Here is a 17,767-nt window from a genome sequence, read left to right on the forward strand (position 1 = left end):
CGCGCGATCATGGACAGCGACCGCGGATCTCGGCCACGCGCCTGACCAGCTTCTTCCGGTCAAGCAGACTGAAACCACCAGTCGTTCAGCTGGTGGATCCCGGGGTGGCGGTTCTGCGGCGGTGCGCGCGGATCTCCCGGATAGACAGGACGATCGCTACGAGATTGAGCGGAAACGCTACGGCGTTCGCCACGGCGGGTATGTCGAATGCCCGCAGGAGGCTCGCGGCCAGGGAGAGCAGGAACAGGGTCAGGGGCAGTGCGCGCCGCCACGCGGGGATGTCCCGTATCAGGGCGACGGTCACGGTGCACCACAAGAGGGTGCCGAAGACGGCGATGCCGAGGAGGGCCATGGCGAGCAGCATTCGTGTGCCTCCGTGAGAGGGATGGAAGGGGGTGGTGCGCCGCGAAGCGTTGTCGCGGCGCACCACCCGGGCATTACATGTCAGGTGACCGGGTCAGCCCTTGGTGTAGACGATTCTCGAGCTGGATACGTACGAGGAGTAGGTACGTGCCCAGCTCCAGCCGCCGGTCCTGGTCCACTTGATGCCGGTGAAGGCGATCCGGTAGGTGGTCCGGTCCCGGTAGGAGTACTGGTAGTGGGTTTCGTGTGTGGCGAGGATCTTCTGCTTGCCCCATCCGTACCAGGCGACGACGCGGCACTTGAAAATGTACTGCTTGCGGTACTTGTGCTGGCGCTGCCATGAGGTGATGGGCTGCGGTCCCCAGTCGCCGCTGATGACGTCCCAGATCCAGTGGTAGCTGTAGTTCTGCCAGCTGCCGTAGCTCCACGAGGTCGTACGCAGGACGGTGGTGTAGCTCCGTCCGGTCCAGGCGTGCTTGGGGACGCGGCATGTGGCGCACCCGGTTACGTCGTCGTTGTTGACCGGGTCGGCGCAGGCGTAGTCGTAGGCGTTGCAGCTTCCACCGGGAACCGGGTCGCTGGAGAGGAACCGGCCCGTTGTCGGGTTGTAGAGGCGGACGCCCATCAGTGTGATGTTGTTGAGCGTTTCGGTCGAACGGTGGGCGCCGCCGTGCCAGCCGTAGCGGACGGAAGGCTGGCCGCCGTTGCCGTATTCGTCCGTCTTGAGGACGGTGGGCGCCTGTCCGGCCGCGGCCGGCAGCTGGATGACCACATCGCCGTGGAGGTTGACGAGCTGGAGCACGGTGGCGTCGGTCTTGGCGGTGATGGCGGCCAGCTGGCCGTCGAAACCGTTGACGTTACGTGTCACGGCGCCGGTGGCGGTGTCCTCCACGATCCAGCGTGGGCTGTCCGCGTCGGAGCTGTAGTGGTTGAGCTTGGACTGGTTTTTGACCCAGGTGCCGGTGGCGTTGGATTCGACGGTCCAGCTGCGGAAGCGGAGCTGGGAGTCGAGGTTCCATGTCTGGCGCTGGGATCCGACGGTCTGCTGGCGGACCAGGTCGTTGGTGAAGTACGACAGGGAGGTGCTCGGTGCGGCCGAGGTGCGGCCGAACGCGTCGTACGTGTACCCGGAGTCCACCAGGCGGTCGCCGGTGTCGTAGGTGTGGTTGCGGGTCGTGGCACCTGCGGCTGTGCAGTCCAGGCCAGGAGCGGCAGTGGCCGTCGCCAGCGACTTCCGGTTGGAGTTCTTGTCGAAGGTGTAGCTGCGGGTTACACAGACGGTGTCGACCGTTTCGTCCTCGGCCTTCACCAGTCGGCCGACCTTGTCGTAGCTGTACTTCTGGTTCGCCGTCTGGCCTGCCGATCCCGTGTAGAGGGACCGCTGGGCGTGTGCAGTGGGCACCAGGTTTTCGGAGAACAGGACGACGCCGTCGCTGTCCCGCGTGTACGTACGGTCCGTCGGCATGCCGGCGGGGTTCACGGCCTGCCGCATGGTGTAGCCACCAGGCAGCTTCTGGCTGCGGACCTGTCCGTCGCCGTCGTAGCTGACGCTGAAGGTGCCCGCCACGGAGTCGGTGATGGACGTGGGCAGACCACGGGGGTCCACCGCGGTGTCGTATCCGTACGTGGTGGTCGAGGGCACATTGTCGCTGACCTGGACCGCGCGTCCTTCGGCGTCGTACTTGCTCGTGGTGACGCCCCCGTCGGCGTCGGTGTACGACAGGAGCCGGCCGAGCTGGTCGTAGGCCTTGGTGACCGTCCCTCCGTCGGTGGAGCTGATGGTCGAGACCTTGCCGCTGTTGGCGTCGAAGGCCGTGGTCACCGCGGGAACTGCCGTGCCCACGCCACCGGTGATGGTGACCGAGGTGGCCCGGCCGGCCGGGTCGTAGCCCGTGGTCTTCACCCGGGTGCTGCCGTTGGCGGTCTCCGTCAGCTTGGACGTCTGGCCCCAGCGGTCGTACTCGGCGAGGGTGGTCACCAGCTCGGCAGGGTTGGAGCCGCCGCCGGTGACGGCCGCGGCGGGCCTGGTGCGGCACACTTCGTCGGCCCATTCGGGCCGTCCCGCGCAGATCCCGGTCCCGCCACCGGTGTAGTACTCGGTGATCAGTGTTCCGGCGTCGGCGCCGTTCGAGAGCGGCATCGTGCGGGTGACCTGGCGTCCGGCCGCGTCGTAGGTTGCATTCTCGGTGATGGCCAGGCCGCCCGGGTCCTGGATGGTGCTGGTGGGCTGCCCCTTGATCCAGTCGTAGACGGTCTGGGTGGTGCGGCGGTCGGCCGTCAGAGCCGGCCAGTTGCGGGCCTGGGCACCCTCGGTGGTCTTGGTGACCTTCTCCGAGACGTTCGCGGTGCCGTCGGTCGGCCTGCCGGCGTCGTACTCCTTGATGTTCTGGTGGCGGGCGATCACCTGCTCGCCGGCCGCGGCCACCGTGGTCGTGCCGTCCTTGAGGTCTGCCTCCAGGACCACGCGGTGCAGCGGTCCGAGGGTTTCCACCTCGCGGGAGCCGTCGGCGTTGTAGATACCGCGGTTCGACAGCAGCTCCGCGCGTTCGGCGACGGGGAGCTGAGCGATGCCGAGGTCGGCCAGCTGGGCCTTCTGCTCGGCCGTGGTGCCGATAGCCAGGGCGCGGTTCGCGGCCGAGAGCTCACGTACGGCGTTGCCGAAGCGGTCGTACTCGGTCGTGGTGACGTTCTTGCCCGGGTCGAGAGTGTTGACCTCACGGCCGGAGGCGTTCAGGTAGTGCACCATCGCCCGGCTGTAGTCGCCGGTGACCAGGGCACTGCCGTCGTTGGAGGAGGGGCGGGAGTCGGTCGGGAAGACAGCGGTCGCGTCGGTGGGCGCGTCGAGCTGCCCCCACGCCTTCACATCGGCTGCCGCCATCGCCTGCGGAGCCTTCGCTCCCGTGAGGCCGACGCCGTAGACGATCGTGTTCTGAGCGGTGTTTCCGTCCGTCTCGGAGGCCGAACCGGCCTTGAGCGTGGGACGGGTCACCTTCAGGAGCATGCCCTCACCGGAGACGGGGTCGCTGCCCACCTTGCCGTAGTGGAACGTCCAGGGCAGCTGGCCCGGCGGCGTCATCTCGATGACACGGCCGGAGGCGTCATAGGCGTACGTCGTCTTGAGAGCGGGCGAGATCCGGGGATCCCACGTCGCCCGAAGTCGGCCCAGGTCGTCGTACGAGTACTTGGCGACAGTCGTCGCGGTGGAGGAGGCCGCGCCCGGGGTCGTGGCCCAGACCCGGATCTCGGAGACCTGGTCCTTCACGTCACCGAGCGACATGGACGTGGCGGTCGTGGAGGACGCGTAGACGAACTCCAGCACCCGGCAGCCCTTGGTGGACGGCGCGGTCTCGCAGGCGCCGACCGTTACGGCGCTGGTCGCGGCGATGATGCGCTTGGGGCGGGCGAGGACCTTGCCCCCGACGGTCACCGCCTCCGAGACGACCTCGGTCGTGGAGTTCGCGCGGCCGTCCACGAGGGAGCGGGAGACGACCCACGCCGTCGCGGACGCGTCGACGCGCTTGAAGGTGGTGACGGCGCCGTCGGTGTCCGAGAGGGTGAAGTCACCGCTGGTGAAGTTGCCGGCGAGCGCCAGGTTCTCCGCTCCCGGTTCCGCAATCCAGCCCGTACCGGCGGTGTTGGCCGTGAACGCGACGGTGCCGCCGTCGGCGGTGACCACGTCCAGCGACGTCGCGGAGGTCTTGCGGAGTTCGGAGTAGTCGGACTGCACCGCCTGCGCGGCCGTGCCCGTCACCCACTCCTTGCCGAAGATGGCCGCTTGGCCGCCCTGGGTGGAGCCTGCGTCCGGCGTCCGCGAGGAGAAGCTGCGGGTCACCGACATGGCCAGGACCGACACGTCGGTGCCGGACAGGGTGTAGTCGCCAGTCAGCAGGTTCAGCGAACCGGGCCCCACCTCGGAGGAGGCGGCGCCGTCGGCATTGCGGTCCACCACGGCGTTCAACGGCTGCGTGGAACCACTGCCGCCGGGGCCGCTGAAGTCGGCCTTGATCTGCACAGCACCGTCGGGGTTGACCGTGTCGGTGGTGTTCCACACGAGCGGGGCATTCTTGCCGCCGGTCATGGCGACGGGCCACGCGGTGAGCGCAGTTCCGCCGGAACTCACCTGACCTGCCGGGATCTGCACCCAGGGGTCGGCCTGGGAGCGGCGCCAGGAGAACGAGACCTTGTCGTACTTGGAGCCGTCGGCTTCGGCGGCCAGCGGGAGACGTCGTGCGGTGTGCTCGCCCTCGCTGGGCTGGACGAAGCCGCCCGGACCTGCGTGGAAGGTGTACGAGAGGGGCTCGGACTTGTTGTCTGCCTTGTCGACCGTGCGGACCTGGAGGGTGTGGGTGCCGTCCTTGGGCGGGGCGATGGAGATCGCCTTGGCGCCCGAGGCGCCGCCGGTGGTGACCTTGTTCCAGGTCGTGCCGTCGAGCGACCACTCGAGCCAGTTGTGGTCGGCTGCGGGCGGGGTGACGTTGAAGGTGCCGGCCTGGCCGACGCCCTTGACCCAGGCGTTGGACGGGTAGTCCGTCGAGGTGATGCTGGTGGGGGCAGAGGGGGCGGAGGTGTCGACCGTGAAGGTTTTCTCCGCCGACCAGCCAAGGTTGTAGTGCGTGCCGTCGTACGGAGACGTACGGAAGCGGTATGTCTTCCCGTTCGCGAGGACCCCGGCAGGGACCGTCACCGAGGAGACCTGGCCCGAGGGGACGAATGCCGAGCGCAGGACGTCGCCGACCTGGACATTGGTGGCATTGTCGAAGATCTGGAAGGCGCCCTGGACCTTGTCGCCGTTGGCGTCGATGAACGAGTCACGCAGCGTCGGCGTCGTGGAGTTCACGACATACGCACCGCCGTAGGAGAAGAACGGGGCGCCCGCCTCCTGCTTGGTGCCCGTGCGCGGCCGGTAGTTGTAGGTCACCGTCAGCTTGGGCACATTGCTCGCCGCGTTGGCAGAGTTGACCCGCTTCCACTGCAAGGACGTGGTTTCCGAGGTGGCCCGCAGGCCCATGCCGGAGTGGGACCACTTGTTGTTGGCCCAGTGCTGGACCAGGCTGGTGACGTCCGCGTCGATCCAGCCGTCAGCGGTGCAGGCCGGGTTGCCCTTGGTCTGAGTGGAGGTGGCCATCTTGGTCACCATCGAGGGCTGGTTCGTCCAGCGAGAGGCCGTGGAGGCGTTGTTGGCCGTCCACACCTCCCAGGGCTGGGCGGTGCAGTCCGTGTTCCCGGAGTGGAAGTTGAACAGCGACAGCTTGGCATTGGAGATCAGCGCGTCGGCGACCGGAGCGGTGTTCCAGGTGATGAAGGAACGAGCCGTGCGGAAGGTGCCGTCCGCGTTCTTCGTCCCCGGGTTTCCGAGGTCGAGCTCCGTGTCGCCCGACCAGTCGACGGTCTCGCCCTGCTGGACGTAGGTGTCGAAGATGCTGCCCAGCGCTGACGTCGACGGGTCGACGGTTACCGGGTACTTGGTGGCGGGGTCGGCAAGGAATCCCGCGTCCGGCGTGATGACCAGGTCCACGCCGCCCTTGGTCTTGACGACCTTCATGTCGACCCTGGCCCGGCGGGTGTGCTCGCCGGAAACCTCGTCGACGGTGGCATCCCACATCATGGGAGCCGGCATGGTGGCGCTCTTCTCGGACTTCTTGTCCGTGAACAGGATGCTGCCGTCGCTCTGCTGCTCGACCTTCAGACCCTTGGTCTTCAGGGGCAGAGTGTAGGAGAAGCCTGCCTCAGGCTTGGCCTTGACCTCGACGAACTGCTCGAAGCCGGTACGCGTCGCCTCCACGACGACATCCGCGCCCGGGACGGCGTTCTCGTATACGGCACGGGTGGCATCCAGCTTCGGCGCCGGCAGACCGCCACGCCACTGCAGGGTGATCGCCTCCTCGCCCTGCCCCAGAGTCACCAAATCAGTGGCCGGGGCCGACTGCGCGGCCCGCAGAGATGCTGCCTTCGTGCCGGACTTGCCGGCGAGCTTGAGGCCGCGCGGGTGGGCCTTGGAGTAGACCGAGCCGTCGGATGCCGCGGTGAGCGCGACGTCGACGTCACGCCACGCGCCCGTCGCGGGGTCCTGGAAACGGATCGGGCCGGCCGCCATGTCCGTGGTGAGCGAGCCGTCCTTGTTCGCCCAGGTGGTGGACGTCTCCGTGCGCTCGGAGAGCGCCTCGACCCGCTGGCCCGAGAGCCGGGCCGCCACACGGGCCGACGGAATGTCGGCGGCCGTGGTCGCGGCCTGCGGCTTCGAAGCCTGGGGGGTGTTCTGCGCGGAGGGCGCGGCGATGGCCGCCTCGGCTCCGTAGACCGTCGACACCGACATCAGCACGGCAACGCCGGCCGCGAAGGCGCGTACGCTCGCCCGCTGGTCGCGTCTTGGCCGTGCTCGGAACCCTGACGCGGGTTCCGGTATCTGGCTTGTCACGTTTCTCCCCTTGTACGTGTACGGGTTGTGCTGGTGGGGCAGGCGGCTGATCAACCGGCCCCTGCGCCGGATCGCCAGAGGCGGGACCGGCGCGGTCTGTGGTGCCGCCGTCCGGCGCTTTCGCTGGACGACGGCATGCCGCCCTGCCTCCCGGCCGACGGGCCGGGAAGGGGCGACGTAGATGGACGTGTCGGTGCTACGGCTTGATCAGGCCGCTCCGGATGGCTCAGCGAGTGACATCACGCATGGGCGGGCAGTCCAATGAGCCGTGCATGGCGACATGGACACGGCCCGATCAACAAACGGGCTCCGGCCGGCTGTGGCTACTTGTGCCCATCCGCGGATTTACCAGTCAACCTGAGTTCGGACCTAGCCGGTTTCGGCGTAGAGCCCCGTCGGGATCCCAGAGTTCGGCGTCATGGGCGGAAGCCTGAACCAGCCCCGCGATGTCGCCGTGGCCCGTGTCCTGCGGCCGGGATAGCGGCCGCAGGAGATCTGCTAAAACCATCGCAGGAGAGGACTGCTGGAGCCAGCGGAAAGCGAGCCCGAAGCGGAAGGGAAGCGCACCTGTCACAAGCATCACGAGGACGCCGCAGAGCGTCGGCACGGAGGCGGTGCCCCAGAGGCTCGGTAGAAGTACGACGGCCGCGACGAGGACGATGGCGTGCATCGTGGAGATCCGCCAGAACAACGGCATGCGGACCTCACCCCCGGTTAGTACTCGTCCCCCACAACAGCCCAGGGCGCCGTCAATGGCTCTGACCTGCGAAAATCAATCCGGAACGCAGTCTGCGTGACCGGAATCTGTCCGTCCATACATGCTGACACCCATCTTTTGGCGCCCGTGGCCGCACCAAGAGGGTGGAGGACTTCCACTGCTGCGAGATCGGACCCTTTTTGCCTGGTGTATGCAGAGCCGCCCGCCAGGCGTCTCCTTCCGCAGCAGAACGGGTTCGCTGAGCGTCCGACGTTTGCCTTCGGTGCCTGCGCCACCCGATCATTGCGAAGACAACCCAAGTGCAAGGCCAAATCCGGGTGAAGGCTGATCGGGACGCCGCAGGTCCGTAGGTGTTCAGGAGTGCTGGCGGGGATAGTGGAGCTGATCGCGCCGAACAGGCGGGTATGGAAGCGAAGAGGAGGGACGGACATGTCGTTGTACTGGCGGATCTTCCTGCTCAACGCCGCCGTCCTAGTCGTGGCGGTTCTGCTACTGCTCGGCCCGGTCAAGGTCTCCTCGCCGGCCCTGTTCGGCGAAGCCGTCGTCCTGCTCACGGGGCTGGCTGCCATGCTGATAGCGAACGCCGTTCTGCTGCGTATTGGTCTGGCGCCCCTCGGCCGGCTGACCCGGGCCATGACTTCGGTCGACCTGCTTCGTCCCGGTGGCCGGACCCGGGTGGAGGGTCCCGGCGAGGTGGCCGAGCTGACCACCTCGTTCAACGCGATGCTGGGCCGGTTGGAGGCCGAGCGCGCGACCAGCAGTGCCCGGGCCCTCTCGGCGCAGGAGGCCGAACGGCGCCGCATCGCCCAGGAGCTCCACGACGAGGTCGGTCAGACCCTCACGGCCGTCCTGCTGCAGCTTAAGCACGCCGCCGACCGGACGCCGGCACCGCTGCGCGAGGAGCTCCGCCAGGTACAGGAGACCACCCGCACCAGCCTGGACGAGATCCGGCGCATCGCCCGGCGCCTGCGCCCAGGCGTGCTGGAGGACCTGGGCCTGCACAGCGCGCTGCGGGCGCTCACGACGGAGTTCACCACCCCGTCGCTCTCCGTACGGCACTTCATCGCGCCGGGACTGCCAGAGCTGGACGAGGCCACCGAACTCGTCCTCTACCGGGTCGCCCAGGAAGCCCTGACCAACGCCGCCCGCCACGCGAGCGCGAGCGACGTCGAGGTCCACCTTTCCAACCGGCCTGCGGGAGCGGTACGACTCCTCGTGCGGGACAACGGCACAGGCATCCGCCTGGCGGCCGAGGGTGCCGGCATTCAGGGCATGCGCGAACGCGTACTGCTGATCGGCGCCGATATAGCCATCGGACCCGGGCCGCACGGCGGTACCGACGTACGACTGGACGTCCCCACGAGCAGGGCCGAGGAAAACCTCCGATGACCACACGACAACCGGCCGCTCCGACCCGCGTCCTGCTCGCCGACGACCACGCCCTCGTCCGGCGGGGCGTACGGCTCATCCTCGACGCCGAGCCGGACCTGACAGTGGTCGCCGAGGCCGGCGACGGAGCCGAAGCCGTCGCCCTGGCCCGTACGCAGGACATCGACCTCGCCGTGCTGGACGTCTCGATGCCCCGCATGACCGGTCTCCAGGCCGCCCGGGAGCTTTCCCGGCTCCGGCCGGATCTGCGGATCCTCATTCTGACGATGTATGACAACGAGCAGTACTTCTTCGAGGCCCTCAAGGCCGGAGCCGCCGGTTACGTCCCCAAATCCGTCGCCGACCGCGACCTCGTCGAAGCCTGCCGCGCGGCGATCCGGGACGAGCCCTTCATCTACCCGGGCGCCGAGACCACCCTGATCCGCAACCACCTCGAACACGCCCGACAGCGAGATCCGCTGCCGCCCCGGGCGATCACCGAGCGCGAGGAGGAGATCCTCAAGCTCGTGGCCGAAGGGCACTCGTCCAAGGAGATCGGAGACATGCTGGTGATCAGCGCGAAAACGGTGGAGCGGCACCGGGCGAACCTGCTCCAGAAGCTGGGGATGCGGGACCGCCTGGAGCTGACCCGCTATGCGATCCGGGTGGGCCTGATCGAGCCGTAGGAGCGGGTCCACGAGAGTCGACGTCGATGCGTATGGGCGCGGACCTGTGTCTTTCGATGAGAAGTGGACTGCGCTGGAATGTGACCGTCGCCCAGAACTGGACGGCGTCAGATGATCCGAACGAAACGAACTAGCCCGAAAAGAGCGAGCGGCGTGACCTGGTGCAGTCAGGTATCGGAACTCTCCGAATAGCTCGGACAGGGCGATGTCTCCTTGTCGAGTCTTAACATCGATCTTCGTATGGTCGGCCCCGAGTTGGTTCTGGCCGCGTTTCCTTGATACCTGCGCCGGGGGGGGCGACCCTCGTCCAGCCCGGCAGCCGCCGCGCCGGGGTGGCGGCGCCCGCGGGTTCTATCAGCGAGCCTTAGCGCCTCGCGGTGCGGCTGGGTGGGGGTGGGTTTCGTACATCCGCACCGCGACGACAAGGCCGGAGGCGGCGGTGAGGGCGGCAACGGTCCAGATGGCGGCGGTCAGTCCGTATGCGGCGGCGATGGCTCCGGCGAGGAGGGCTCCGACGGCGAAGCCGCCGTCTCGCCATAGTCGGTAGACGCCGACCGCCCGGGCGCGCCAGGCGGGGTGGGCGACGTCGCCGATGACGGCGAGGAGGGTCGGGTAGACCAGGGCGGTGCCGATGCCGAGGAGGACTTGGGCTGTGGCCCAGACGGGGAAGGCGGTGCCGGCGGCGACCAGGGCGATGGCTGCGGCCTGGAGGAGCATGCCAGCGGTGATGAGGTGTTTGCGGCCGACGCGGTCGGACCACCAGCCGGTGAGGAGCTGGCCGGCGCCCCAGACCGCGGGGTAGATGGCGGCCAGGATGCCGATCTGTGCGATGGACAGGCCGTGGGCGGCGAAGAGCAGGGGGAAGATGCCCCAGGCGAGGGCGTCGTTGAGGTTGTTGACCATGCCCGCCTGGCTCGCGGCGGACAGGGCCTTGTCAGTGAAGCTGGTGCGGCGGGTGACCTGGGCGGTCGTCAGGGCCGTTTCCGCCGTGGACTGCACCGGGTGGAGGGCTGCCTCGGCGCGGGCGTGTTCACGAGTCTCGCGGACGAGGAAGGTGGACATGCCGAGGCCGAGGGCGGCGTAGGCGGCACCGAGCAGGAACGGCTCGGGACGCAGGCCGTAGTGAGAGGCGATGGCACCGGTGGCCAGGGAGGTGGCCGCGACCGCGACGTACCCGGCGGCTTCGTTGAAGCCCATGGCGAGGCCGCGGCGTTCGGGGCCGGCGAGGTCGATCTTCATGATGACGGTGGTGGACCACGTCAGGCCCTGGGAGGCGCCGAGGAGGATGTTCGCGGCGACGATCCAGCCCCAGGTCGGGCCCCAGGCCAGCATGGCGGGAACGGGCAGGGCGATCAGCCAGCCCGCGATGAGGACGGGCTTGCGGCCGTAGCGGTCCGAGAGGGTCCCGGCGAAGAAGTTGACGGCCGCCTTCGTGGCGCCGAAGGCCAGGATGTAGGTCAGCGCGAACGCGGACGCGGCCAGGTGGAAGACCTGGTCGGCGAGCAGGGGCAGGACGACGCGTTCCTGGCCGAGCATACCGCCGACGAGCGCGTTGACGGCGACGAGCAGGGTGAACTGGGCGAGGTTGGCGCGCAGCCCGAGCCGGATCCCCGGGCGGTCGGCGGTCGGGTGCACGGGGGCGGGAGTGTTCACTCGCCTTCCTCGAGTGCGTTGCCGGTCGCGTTGGCCCAGTCGCCGGGGCCGCCGTCGAGGACGGCGAGGTTCCGGTGTCCGGCGCGCTGGAGGAGGCTGGCGGCGGTCATGGCGCGTTCGCCGTGCCCGCATGCCACGACCGCCCCGGCCGGAGCCTCGTCCGTGCGCGTGGGGAGGTCGCCGAGTTCGATGCCGATGGCGCCCGGGATGTGGCCGGCGGTGTGCTCGGCCTTCTGCCGGATGTCCAGCACCGGCCGCCCGGCGATCCGGTCAGCGGAGACGAGGTCGATCGTCTCTCGTGCACCGCCCTGGGCAGTCCAGGCGTCCGTGCCGCCGTCAAGGAATCCGGCAAGCCGTTCGTAACCGATCTTCAACGCTTGCCAGCTGATCTCGGCCAAGTCCTGGCCGGGGGCGGCGACGAAGACGAGTGGGGCGTCGTCGGGCAGCAGCCAGCCCAGCCAGGTGGCGAACTGGTCCCGCAGCGGGATCGAGATCGCACCGGGAATGTGACCGGTGGCGAAGTCGGCCACCGGGCGTACGTCGACGAGCTGAGCGCCGTCGGCGAGCAGCGTCCGTACACGCTGGGTGTGGAGCGCGGGCAGGAGCGGGGCGCCGGCCAGGATGGCGGGGCCGCGGCGGTTCGCCTCGCCGAGTCGGTCGAAGTAGGCGGGGTAGGAGCCGAGGCTGTCCAGCAGTTGCGCGACGAAGGTGTCCTCGTCGGGTGCGGCCAGCAGTGGGTTGGCGTGCTTCTGGGCGCCGATGGTAGTGGTGCGCTCGGCCCCGGGCGGGGCGGAGCAGAAGGACCCAGCGCCATGGGTGGGCCACACCGCTACGGCATCGGGCAGGCGGGCCAGACGCTTCAGTGAGTGGTACTGCGCGCGGGCCAGCTCCTCCGTCCGGTCGGAGCCGAGGAGGTCGGTGCGGGCGGCGGAACCGACGATCAGCGAGCCGCCGGTGAACACGCCGAGCTCCAGGTCCCCGTCGAGGAGGAGGAAGGACAGGTGCTCGTCGGTGTGGCCGGGCGTGGCCAGGGCCCGCAGGGTCAGCCCGCCGAGGTCGACCTCGGCGCCGTCTCCCAGGCCGTGGTGGGCGAAGGCCCGCATCCCGGCGGTGGAGGCGAGTACGGCGGCGCCGTCGTCGTGGGCGAGCTGGACGGCGCCGGAGAGGAAGTCGGCGTGCAGGTGGGTGTCGGCCGCGAACGCGACCCGCAGCCCGCGCCGCTTGGCCGCGGCGTGCAGGGCGCGCAGGTCCCGTGCGGCGTCGACGGCCAGGGCCCGGCCGTCGCCGAGGTCGACGAGGTAGGCGCTGTTGCCCAGGCCGTGGTCGACGAGCGGTACGAGGTGATCGTCGGCGAAGCCCATAGGGTCCTCCAGGTGTCAGGGTAGATGCCGGGTCGCTTCAGCGCCCGCCCTCATTTACAATATTCCATGGATCTATGGAGGATGTCATGGGAGACCCCGAGCGCAAGACCGCGCTGTACGACGCCTTCGCCCGCACGGGCAAGGCACTGAGCAACGGCAAGCGCCTGGAGCTGCTCGACCTTCTCGCTCAGGGCGAGCGCACCGTCGACGGCCTCGCCAAGGCCGCCGCCCTCAACCTGACCACCGCCTCTGCCCACCTGCAGACCCTCAAGCAGGCCGGGCTCGTCGCCACCCGCCGCGACGGCGTACGCATCCACTACCGCCTCGCCGGCGACGACGTCGCCGCCCTCTACGCCCTCCTGCGCAACGTCGCTCAGGCCCGCCAGGACGCCGTCGAGCCCGCCCGCACGGCCTACCTCGGCACCGACCACGCCGAAGAGGTCCGCCGCGAGGACCTCCTCACCCGCGCGCAGTCCGGCGAAATCGTGGTCCTCGACGTCCGCCCCGCGGAGGAGTACGCCGCCGGCCACATCCCCGGAGCCCTCTCCATCCCCGTCACCGAACTCGCCGACCGCATCAGCGAACTCCCCGCAGATGTGGAAGTCGTCGCGTACTGCCGGGGCGCCTACTGCGTCATGGCCTACGACGCCGTACGCCTGCTGCAAGACCACGGCCGCAGAGCCGTCCGCCTCACCGACGGCATGCTCGAATGGCGCCTGGCAGAGCTGCCTGTGGACACGGAGAGCGCCGCATGACGTCCACACGCCCCGCCCTGGGTGACGGGCCGATCTACCTCGACTGCAACGCCACCACACCTGTCGATCCCCGAGTCGCCGAGGCGGCACTGGCTCATGACGGCCCTGGGCGCGCCGCTTGGTGTGGGGAAAGCCGTCGTCTGACTGGAGCAGGCCGATGCCCTCCCACGCGAAGATCGAGCGCCGGACGGCCCAGAGCAGTGCACCGGGCGTCAGACAGGCCGAGGCTCGGGGCGGCCCTCGTGTCCCGGGGTCTACGGGTGGTGGGGCCGGGTGTGCGTCGGGTATTCCGCGTATTCGGGGCACTCAGGGTTACGGCACGGGCCCGGTTCCCACACCGGAACGAAGACCCCGAGTGTCTTGTGTCGTCGCTTGACGACAGTGTCGATGGTCTGCTTGCAGACCGGGCACAGGAGCACGCCTTGCGGCCCGGTCTCATGTTCGCTTTTACCCATTCTTTAATATTAGAACGTGGTGGGGGATTGGTCAGGGGGACGCGTGGTAGCCATCTGTCGATGGCGCCCGGGGTCAGTTCACCGGCCGGGGCGGGCCGTCGGGCTGCTCATCCTGCTCGCCAGCGGAGTCTTCGGGAGCGGCGGTGTCCGGGTCGGCTATGTCTGCGGATGGTGCGCTCCGATCGATGTCGTCGGCTCCTGGCGGCTTGTGTGGGGCTGGTCTGAGCAGGCTGAGGACGACCGCCGCGGCGAGGATGGCGGCGATGACGGCCAGGCTGATCGGGGAGGGGATCTCCGGGATCGCGGGGCTGATCATCTTGTGGGATGCCTGGAGGATGAGCTTGACGCCGATGAAAGACAGGATGACCGCGAGGCCGACGTTGAGATAGTGGAAACGGTCCAGGAGGCCGGAGAGCATGAAGTACAGGGCACGCAGGCCCAGGATGGCGAAGGCGTTGCTGGTGTACACGATGAAGGCGTCGTCGCTGACGGCCAGGACGGCCGGGACGCTGTCGACGGCGAAGATCAGGTCGGCCGCCTCGATCGCCGCCACCACAGCGAGGAGCGGCGTGGCCACGCGCCTGCCGGCCTCCTTGACGAAGAACTTCGTTCCGGCGTACTCGTCACGGACCGGGATGATCCTCCTCAGCATCCTCACGGCGAAGCTGTTGCCCGGGTCGAAGGCGTCCTCCTCCTCTTTGAGGAGCTTGTACGTGCTGTAGAAGAGGACGGCGGCGAAGGCGAACAGCACTGCGGTGAAGCGGCTGACCACGGCCACGCCGAGAGACAGGAAGATCCCGCGGAAGACCAGGGCCCCCATCACGCCGAAGAACAGCACCCGGTGCTGGTAGGCGCGAGGGACCTTGAAATAGGCGAAGATCACCGCGAATACGAAAAGGTTGTCGACCGACAGGCTCTTCTCCAGCAGCCACGCGGTCGTGTACTCGGTTCCAGCCGTCGTGCCCAGGACGAGGAAGACGACCGCACCGAAGATCAGGGCGAGGCTCACCCACAGCCCGCTCCAGGCGGCGGCCTCTTTGAACCCGATGACGTGCGCGCTGCGGTGGGCCAGCAAGTCCACCGCCAGCGATACCACCACTGTCACGGCGAACGCTGCCCACAGCCAGAGCGGAACCTCAAGCACGCCAGCCACTCTCCCCGGAGCCGACGCCGCGCCGGCCCTTATACAGGAGTCTGCGGTATATCACCCCGATCGGCGCGGCCGGACGCGGATCAAAGAGCCGCACCACACCGCGAAATGCCGGGCGATCACGACCGGAAGCCGGGAGGGCGGGGAGGGCTGCGGAGGGGCATGCTTCGAGTAGTACCTGCGTGTCCGGCCAGGGAGGTTCATGATGCCTCGCAGTCACCACTTCCACCTCGATACCGCGGGCCACTCGGTGACCGTGAACATCCACACGGGTCTCCACGGCGATGCCGAACTGCTGGTCGACGGCAAAGAGACCGGCCGCACCGAAGTACACGGGAACCGGCCCTTGATCATGTCCGGTGAACTGCCGACCGACCCTCCCCGGCAGCTCAGTGTGCGGATCATGCCCGGACCCGGGACGCCTCGGTGTGCGGCGGTGATCGAGGGAAATGTGGAGTGGATGTCCCCACGCAGGTTCTGAACGGGCACCGTCGCGCTGAGGGCGAGCCGTACCGGTTGTTGCGGGGCGGGCTCGCCGTCCGTCCCCCGGGACACCGTCGTCTACGCCGTACCCGGGACGGGACGGGACGCGTCCTGGAGATCGCAGTGGGCGGCCGTCGACCGCGAGGCTTCGCCGCCCTGATGCTGAGTAGCATGCTCGCCCAGGAACCGCTTCGGTTCAGGCTTCCACTACGCCGAGCTGCTTCAGCAGCCCGAGGTCGTCGAAGTTCCACCAGCTCTCCGCGATCTTGCCGCCTGCGCAGCGGAAGGTCGCGTGCGCGGTTCCAGAGACCTCGCGGCCGGTAGCTTCCATGCCCTGGTACGCGGCCACGTGGCGCCCCTTAAAGGTCAACCGGACGCACACCGTGTCACCTTCGGCCACCAAGCTCTCGATGGTGGCCCGGGGTTCGAAGGCCGTCATGGTCTCCCGGTTCTCGGCCTTGGCCTGCTCGAGGCCCATGTCGTACGAGGACAGGGACGGGTCGTGTTCCCGGTAGTCGGCGGTGCAGATCGCGTCCGCCGCGTCGACGTTTCCGGCCAGATGCGGGCGGCGGGCAGGTCGATGACGACCTTGTCGGGATCGGTGGCGTAGTTGAACTGGCCGACGAGGTTGTTGGAGGAGGCGAAGAACAGCTCGCCCGTCACTCGGTAGACCGTGGTGCCGTCGGCGGTGGTGACAGGAGTGACGTTGCGTCTCCGAGGCCCGCTGGATACGCCATGCCCACGCCCACCTGCGGTATCTCTTCCCGTACCTGCCCCGCCAGCCGGGCTGGAACAAGCGGCTGCGGCGGGCGTCGGGCCTGGTCAGGCGGGTCTTGCGGGAGCTGGCCACCGACACCGACCTGTGGTGTGGATCGTGGACTCCACACCGGTGGAGTGCGGACGCTCCCGCGAGACCGCGAAACGCTCCGACCTGGCCGGATGGGCCGAGTACGGCTACTGCGCCAGCCACTCACTGTTCTTCTGGGGCCTGCGCCTGCACCTGGTCTGCACCCTGCACGGCCTGCCCATCGCCTTCGCCCTGACCGGCGCCAAAGCCGCCGAACGCGAGGTCCTGCTCGACATCCTGGCCATTGATCCCGGGCTGCTGGCCGACCGTCCGGCACCGACGCTGCTGCTAGGTGGGCAACGCGCTTGGCGAAGATCACCATGGCGGTGACCGAGCCGACGGCGACACCGATGGCCAGGTTGTGGGTGACCACCATGCAGACGATGGGGATCGCCATGACGGCGATCTCTCCGGTCGGCATCCGCTCGAGGGTCTTCGGCGCGATGGAGTGCCAGTCGAAGGTCGCGAACGACACCATCACCATGACGGCGACCAGGGCGGCCATGGGATGTCGGAGACGACCGGGCCGAAGACGATGCACAGCACCATCGGGAACGCGCCGGCCAGGAAGGTGGACAGGCGGGTATGGGAACCCGAGACCGGCCGAGCATCGCGCAGCCGCCCTTACCACGGAAGAAGCCGGTGACGATGTTGGCGATGCCCTGGCCGATGGACTCGCGGGTCTTCGAGGAGTGGGTGTCGGTGATCTCGTCGACGAGCTTCGCAGTCATCAGGGACTCCATCAGGCCGACCAGCGCCATGGCGAAGGCGTACGGGGCGATGGTGATCAGCGTGTCCAGGGCGAACGGCACGTCGGGCAGGCCCGGTACCGACAGGGAGGACGGCAGGGCTCCCTTGTCGCCCACGGCCGGCACCGCGATGGCCGCGCCCGACCGTGATGACGGTCAGGATGGCGATGGAGACCAGCGGGGCCAGGATGACGGTGGTGATCTTCGGGAGGAACTCCATGATGGCCAGGCCCGCCGCGATCAGCGGGTAGACCGTCCAGGGGACGTTTCGCATCTCGGGGACCTGAGCCATGAAGATCAGGATGGCGAGCGAGTTGACGAAGCCGGCCATCACTGAGCGCGGGATGCACGGCATCAGCTTCGCCACGCCCAGCGCGCCCAGGACGATCTGGAAGACATCAGCCAGGATGACCGCGGCGACCAGGTAGCCCAGACCGTGTTCACGGTTCAGCGGAGCGATCACCAGCGCAACCGCATCGGTCGCGGCCGAGATCATTGCCCGGTGCCCGCCGACGGAACAGGCCGACCGCCGGATCGACGCCGGCGGTGATCGAGAACGAGATCGCCTCCGGGATCAGCGCCAGCGCGACCACCAGGCCTGCCAGCACTTCGGTGCGCCACACCTTCGGATCGGACAGCCAGTCCGGGCGCAGGCCGCGGCCACTTGCCGCCTGGTCGGCCGGTGTCGGCGCCTACTACCTCCTCATCGGGGCACTGGCCGTGTCCATGACGGACTTCCTCACCGACAACCCGCACTTCGCCGA

General features: G+C 68.6%; 10 protein-coding genes and 2 pseudogenes. 5 read left to right on the forward strand and 7 right to left on the reverse strand.

Features of this window, described 5'->3' with window-relative positions; all coding sequences use genetic code 11:
* Positions 1 to 85 precede the first annotated feature (85 nt).
* The gene (locus tag AC6CKD_RS33680) at positions 86 to 364 is read right to left on the reverse strand and encodes a hypothetical protein (protein ID WP_498332606.1); all 279 of its coding nucleotides are present in this window, start codon (positions 362 to 364) and stop codon (positions 86 to 88) included.
* A gap of 93 nt (positions 365 to 457) precedes the next feature.
* Entirely contained in the window at positions 458 to 6,676 is a 6,219-nt protein-coding gene (locus tag AC6CKD_RS33685) for a DNRLRE domain-containing protein (protein WP_498332607.1), read from the reverse strand.
* Positions 6,677 to 7,925: 1,249 nt separating this feature from the next.
* On the opposite strand from AC6CKD_RS33685, the gene AC6CKD_RS33690 reads away from it, so the two are divergent.
* The gene (locus tag AC6CKD_RS33690) at positions 7,926 to 8,885 is read left to right on the forward strand and encodes a sensor histidine kinase (protein WP_498332608.1); all 960 of its coding nucleotides are present in this window, start codon (positions 7,926 to 7,928) and stop codon (positions 8,883 to 8,885) included.
* On the forward strand, positions 8,882 to 9,550 hold the full coding sequence (locus AC6CKD_RS33695; protein ID WP_498332609.1) for a response regulator transcription factor: 669 nt from the start codon (positions 8,882 to 8,884) through the stop codon (positions 9,548 to 9,550). The genes AC6CKD_RS33690 and AC6CKD_RS33695 overlap by 4 nt, the downstream gene beginning before the upstream one ends.
* Positions 9,551 to 9,904: 354 nt before the next feature.
* Here the strand turns inward: AC6CKD_RS33695 and AC6CKD_RS33700 are convergent, their stop codons facing one another.
* Entirely contained in the window at positions 9,905 to 11,203 is a 1,299-nt protein-coding gene (locus AC6CKD_RS33700; RefSeq protein WP_498332610.1) for an MFS transporter, read from the reverse strand.
* Positions 11,200 to 12,564 carry an MBL fold metallo-hydrolase gene (locus tag AC6CKD_RS33705; RefSeq protein WP_498332611.1) on the reverse strand — a complete coding sequence of 455 codons (1,365 nt, stop codon included), beginning with the start codon at positions 12,562 to 12,564 and terminating at the stop codon, positions 11,200 to 11,202. The genes AC6CKD_RS33700 and AC6CKD_RS33705 overlap by 4 nt, the downstream gene beginning before the upstream one ends.
* An 86-nt stretch (positions 12,565 to 12,650) precedes the next feature.
* Between AC6CKD_RS33705 and AC6CKD_RS33710 the strand changes: the two genes are divergently transcribed.
* Entirely contained in the window at positions 12,651 to 13,319 is a 669-nt protein-coding gene (locus tag AC6CKD_RS33710) for an ArsR/SmtB family transcription factor (protein ID WP_498332612.1), read from the forward strand.
* A 528-nt stretch (positions 13,320 to 13,847) separates the two neighbouring features.
* Here the strand turns inward: AC6CKD_RS33710 and AC6CKD_RS33715 are convergent.
* Entirely contained in the window at positions 13,848 to 14,918 is a 1,071-nt protein-coding gene (locus AC6CKD_RS33715; protein WP_498332613.1) for a TerC family protein, read from the reverse strand.
* Positions 14,919 to 15,126: 208 nt separating this feature from the next.
* On the opposite strand from AC6CKD_RS33715, the gene AC6CKD_RS33720 reads away from it, so the two are divergent.
* Positions 15,127 to 15,405 carry a hypothetical protein gene (locus tag AC6CKD_RS33720; RefSeq protein WP_498332614.1) on the forward strand — a complete coding sequence of 93 codons (279 nt, stop codon included), beginning with the start codon at positions 15,127 to 15,129 and terminating at the stop codon, positions 15,403 to 15,405.
* A gap of 198 nt (positions 15,406 to 15,603) precedes the next feature.
* On the opposite strand, the gene AC6CKD_RS33725 is transcribed toward AC6CKD_RS33720, so the two are convergent.
* Positions 15,604 to 16,203, reverse strand: coding sequence for an ester cyclase (locus AC6CKD_RS33725; protein WP_498332622.1), 600 nt, complete (start codon positions 16,201 to 16,203; stop codon positions 15,604 to 15,606).
* Between AC6CKD_RS33725 and AC6CKD_RS33730 the strand changes: the two are divergent.
* Positions 16,121 to 16,542, forward strand: a pseudogene (locus AC6CKD_RS33730) (transposase); the annotation flags it as partial. The gene AC6CKD_RS33725 and the pseudogene AC6CKD_RS33730 sit on opposite strands and share 83 nt — an antisense overlap.
* On the opposite strand, the pseudogene AC6CKD_RS33735 reads toward AC6CKD_RS33730, so the two are convergent.
* Positions 16,520 to 17,656, reverse strand: a pseudogene (locus AC6CKD_RS33735) (SulP family inorganic anion transporter); the annotation flags it as partial. The pseudogenes AC6CKD_RS33730 and AC6CKD_RS33735 sit on opposite strands and share 23 nt — an antisense overlap.
* Between the last annotated feature and the right edge of the window lie 111 nt (positions 17,657 to 17,767).

The sequence above is a fragment of the Streptomyces sp. GQ60 genome (assembly GCF_059758875.1).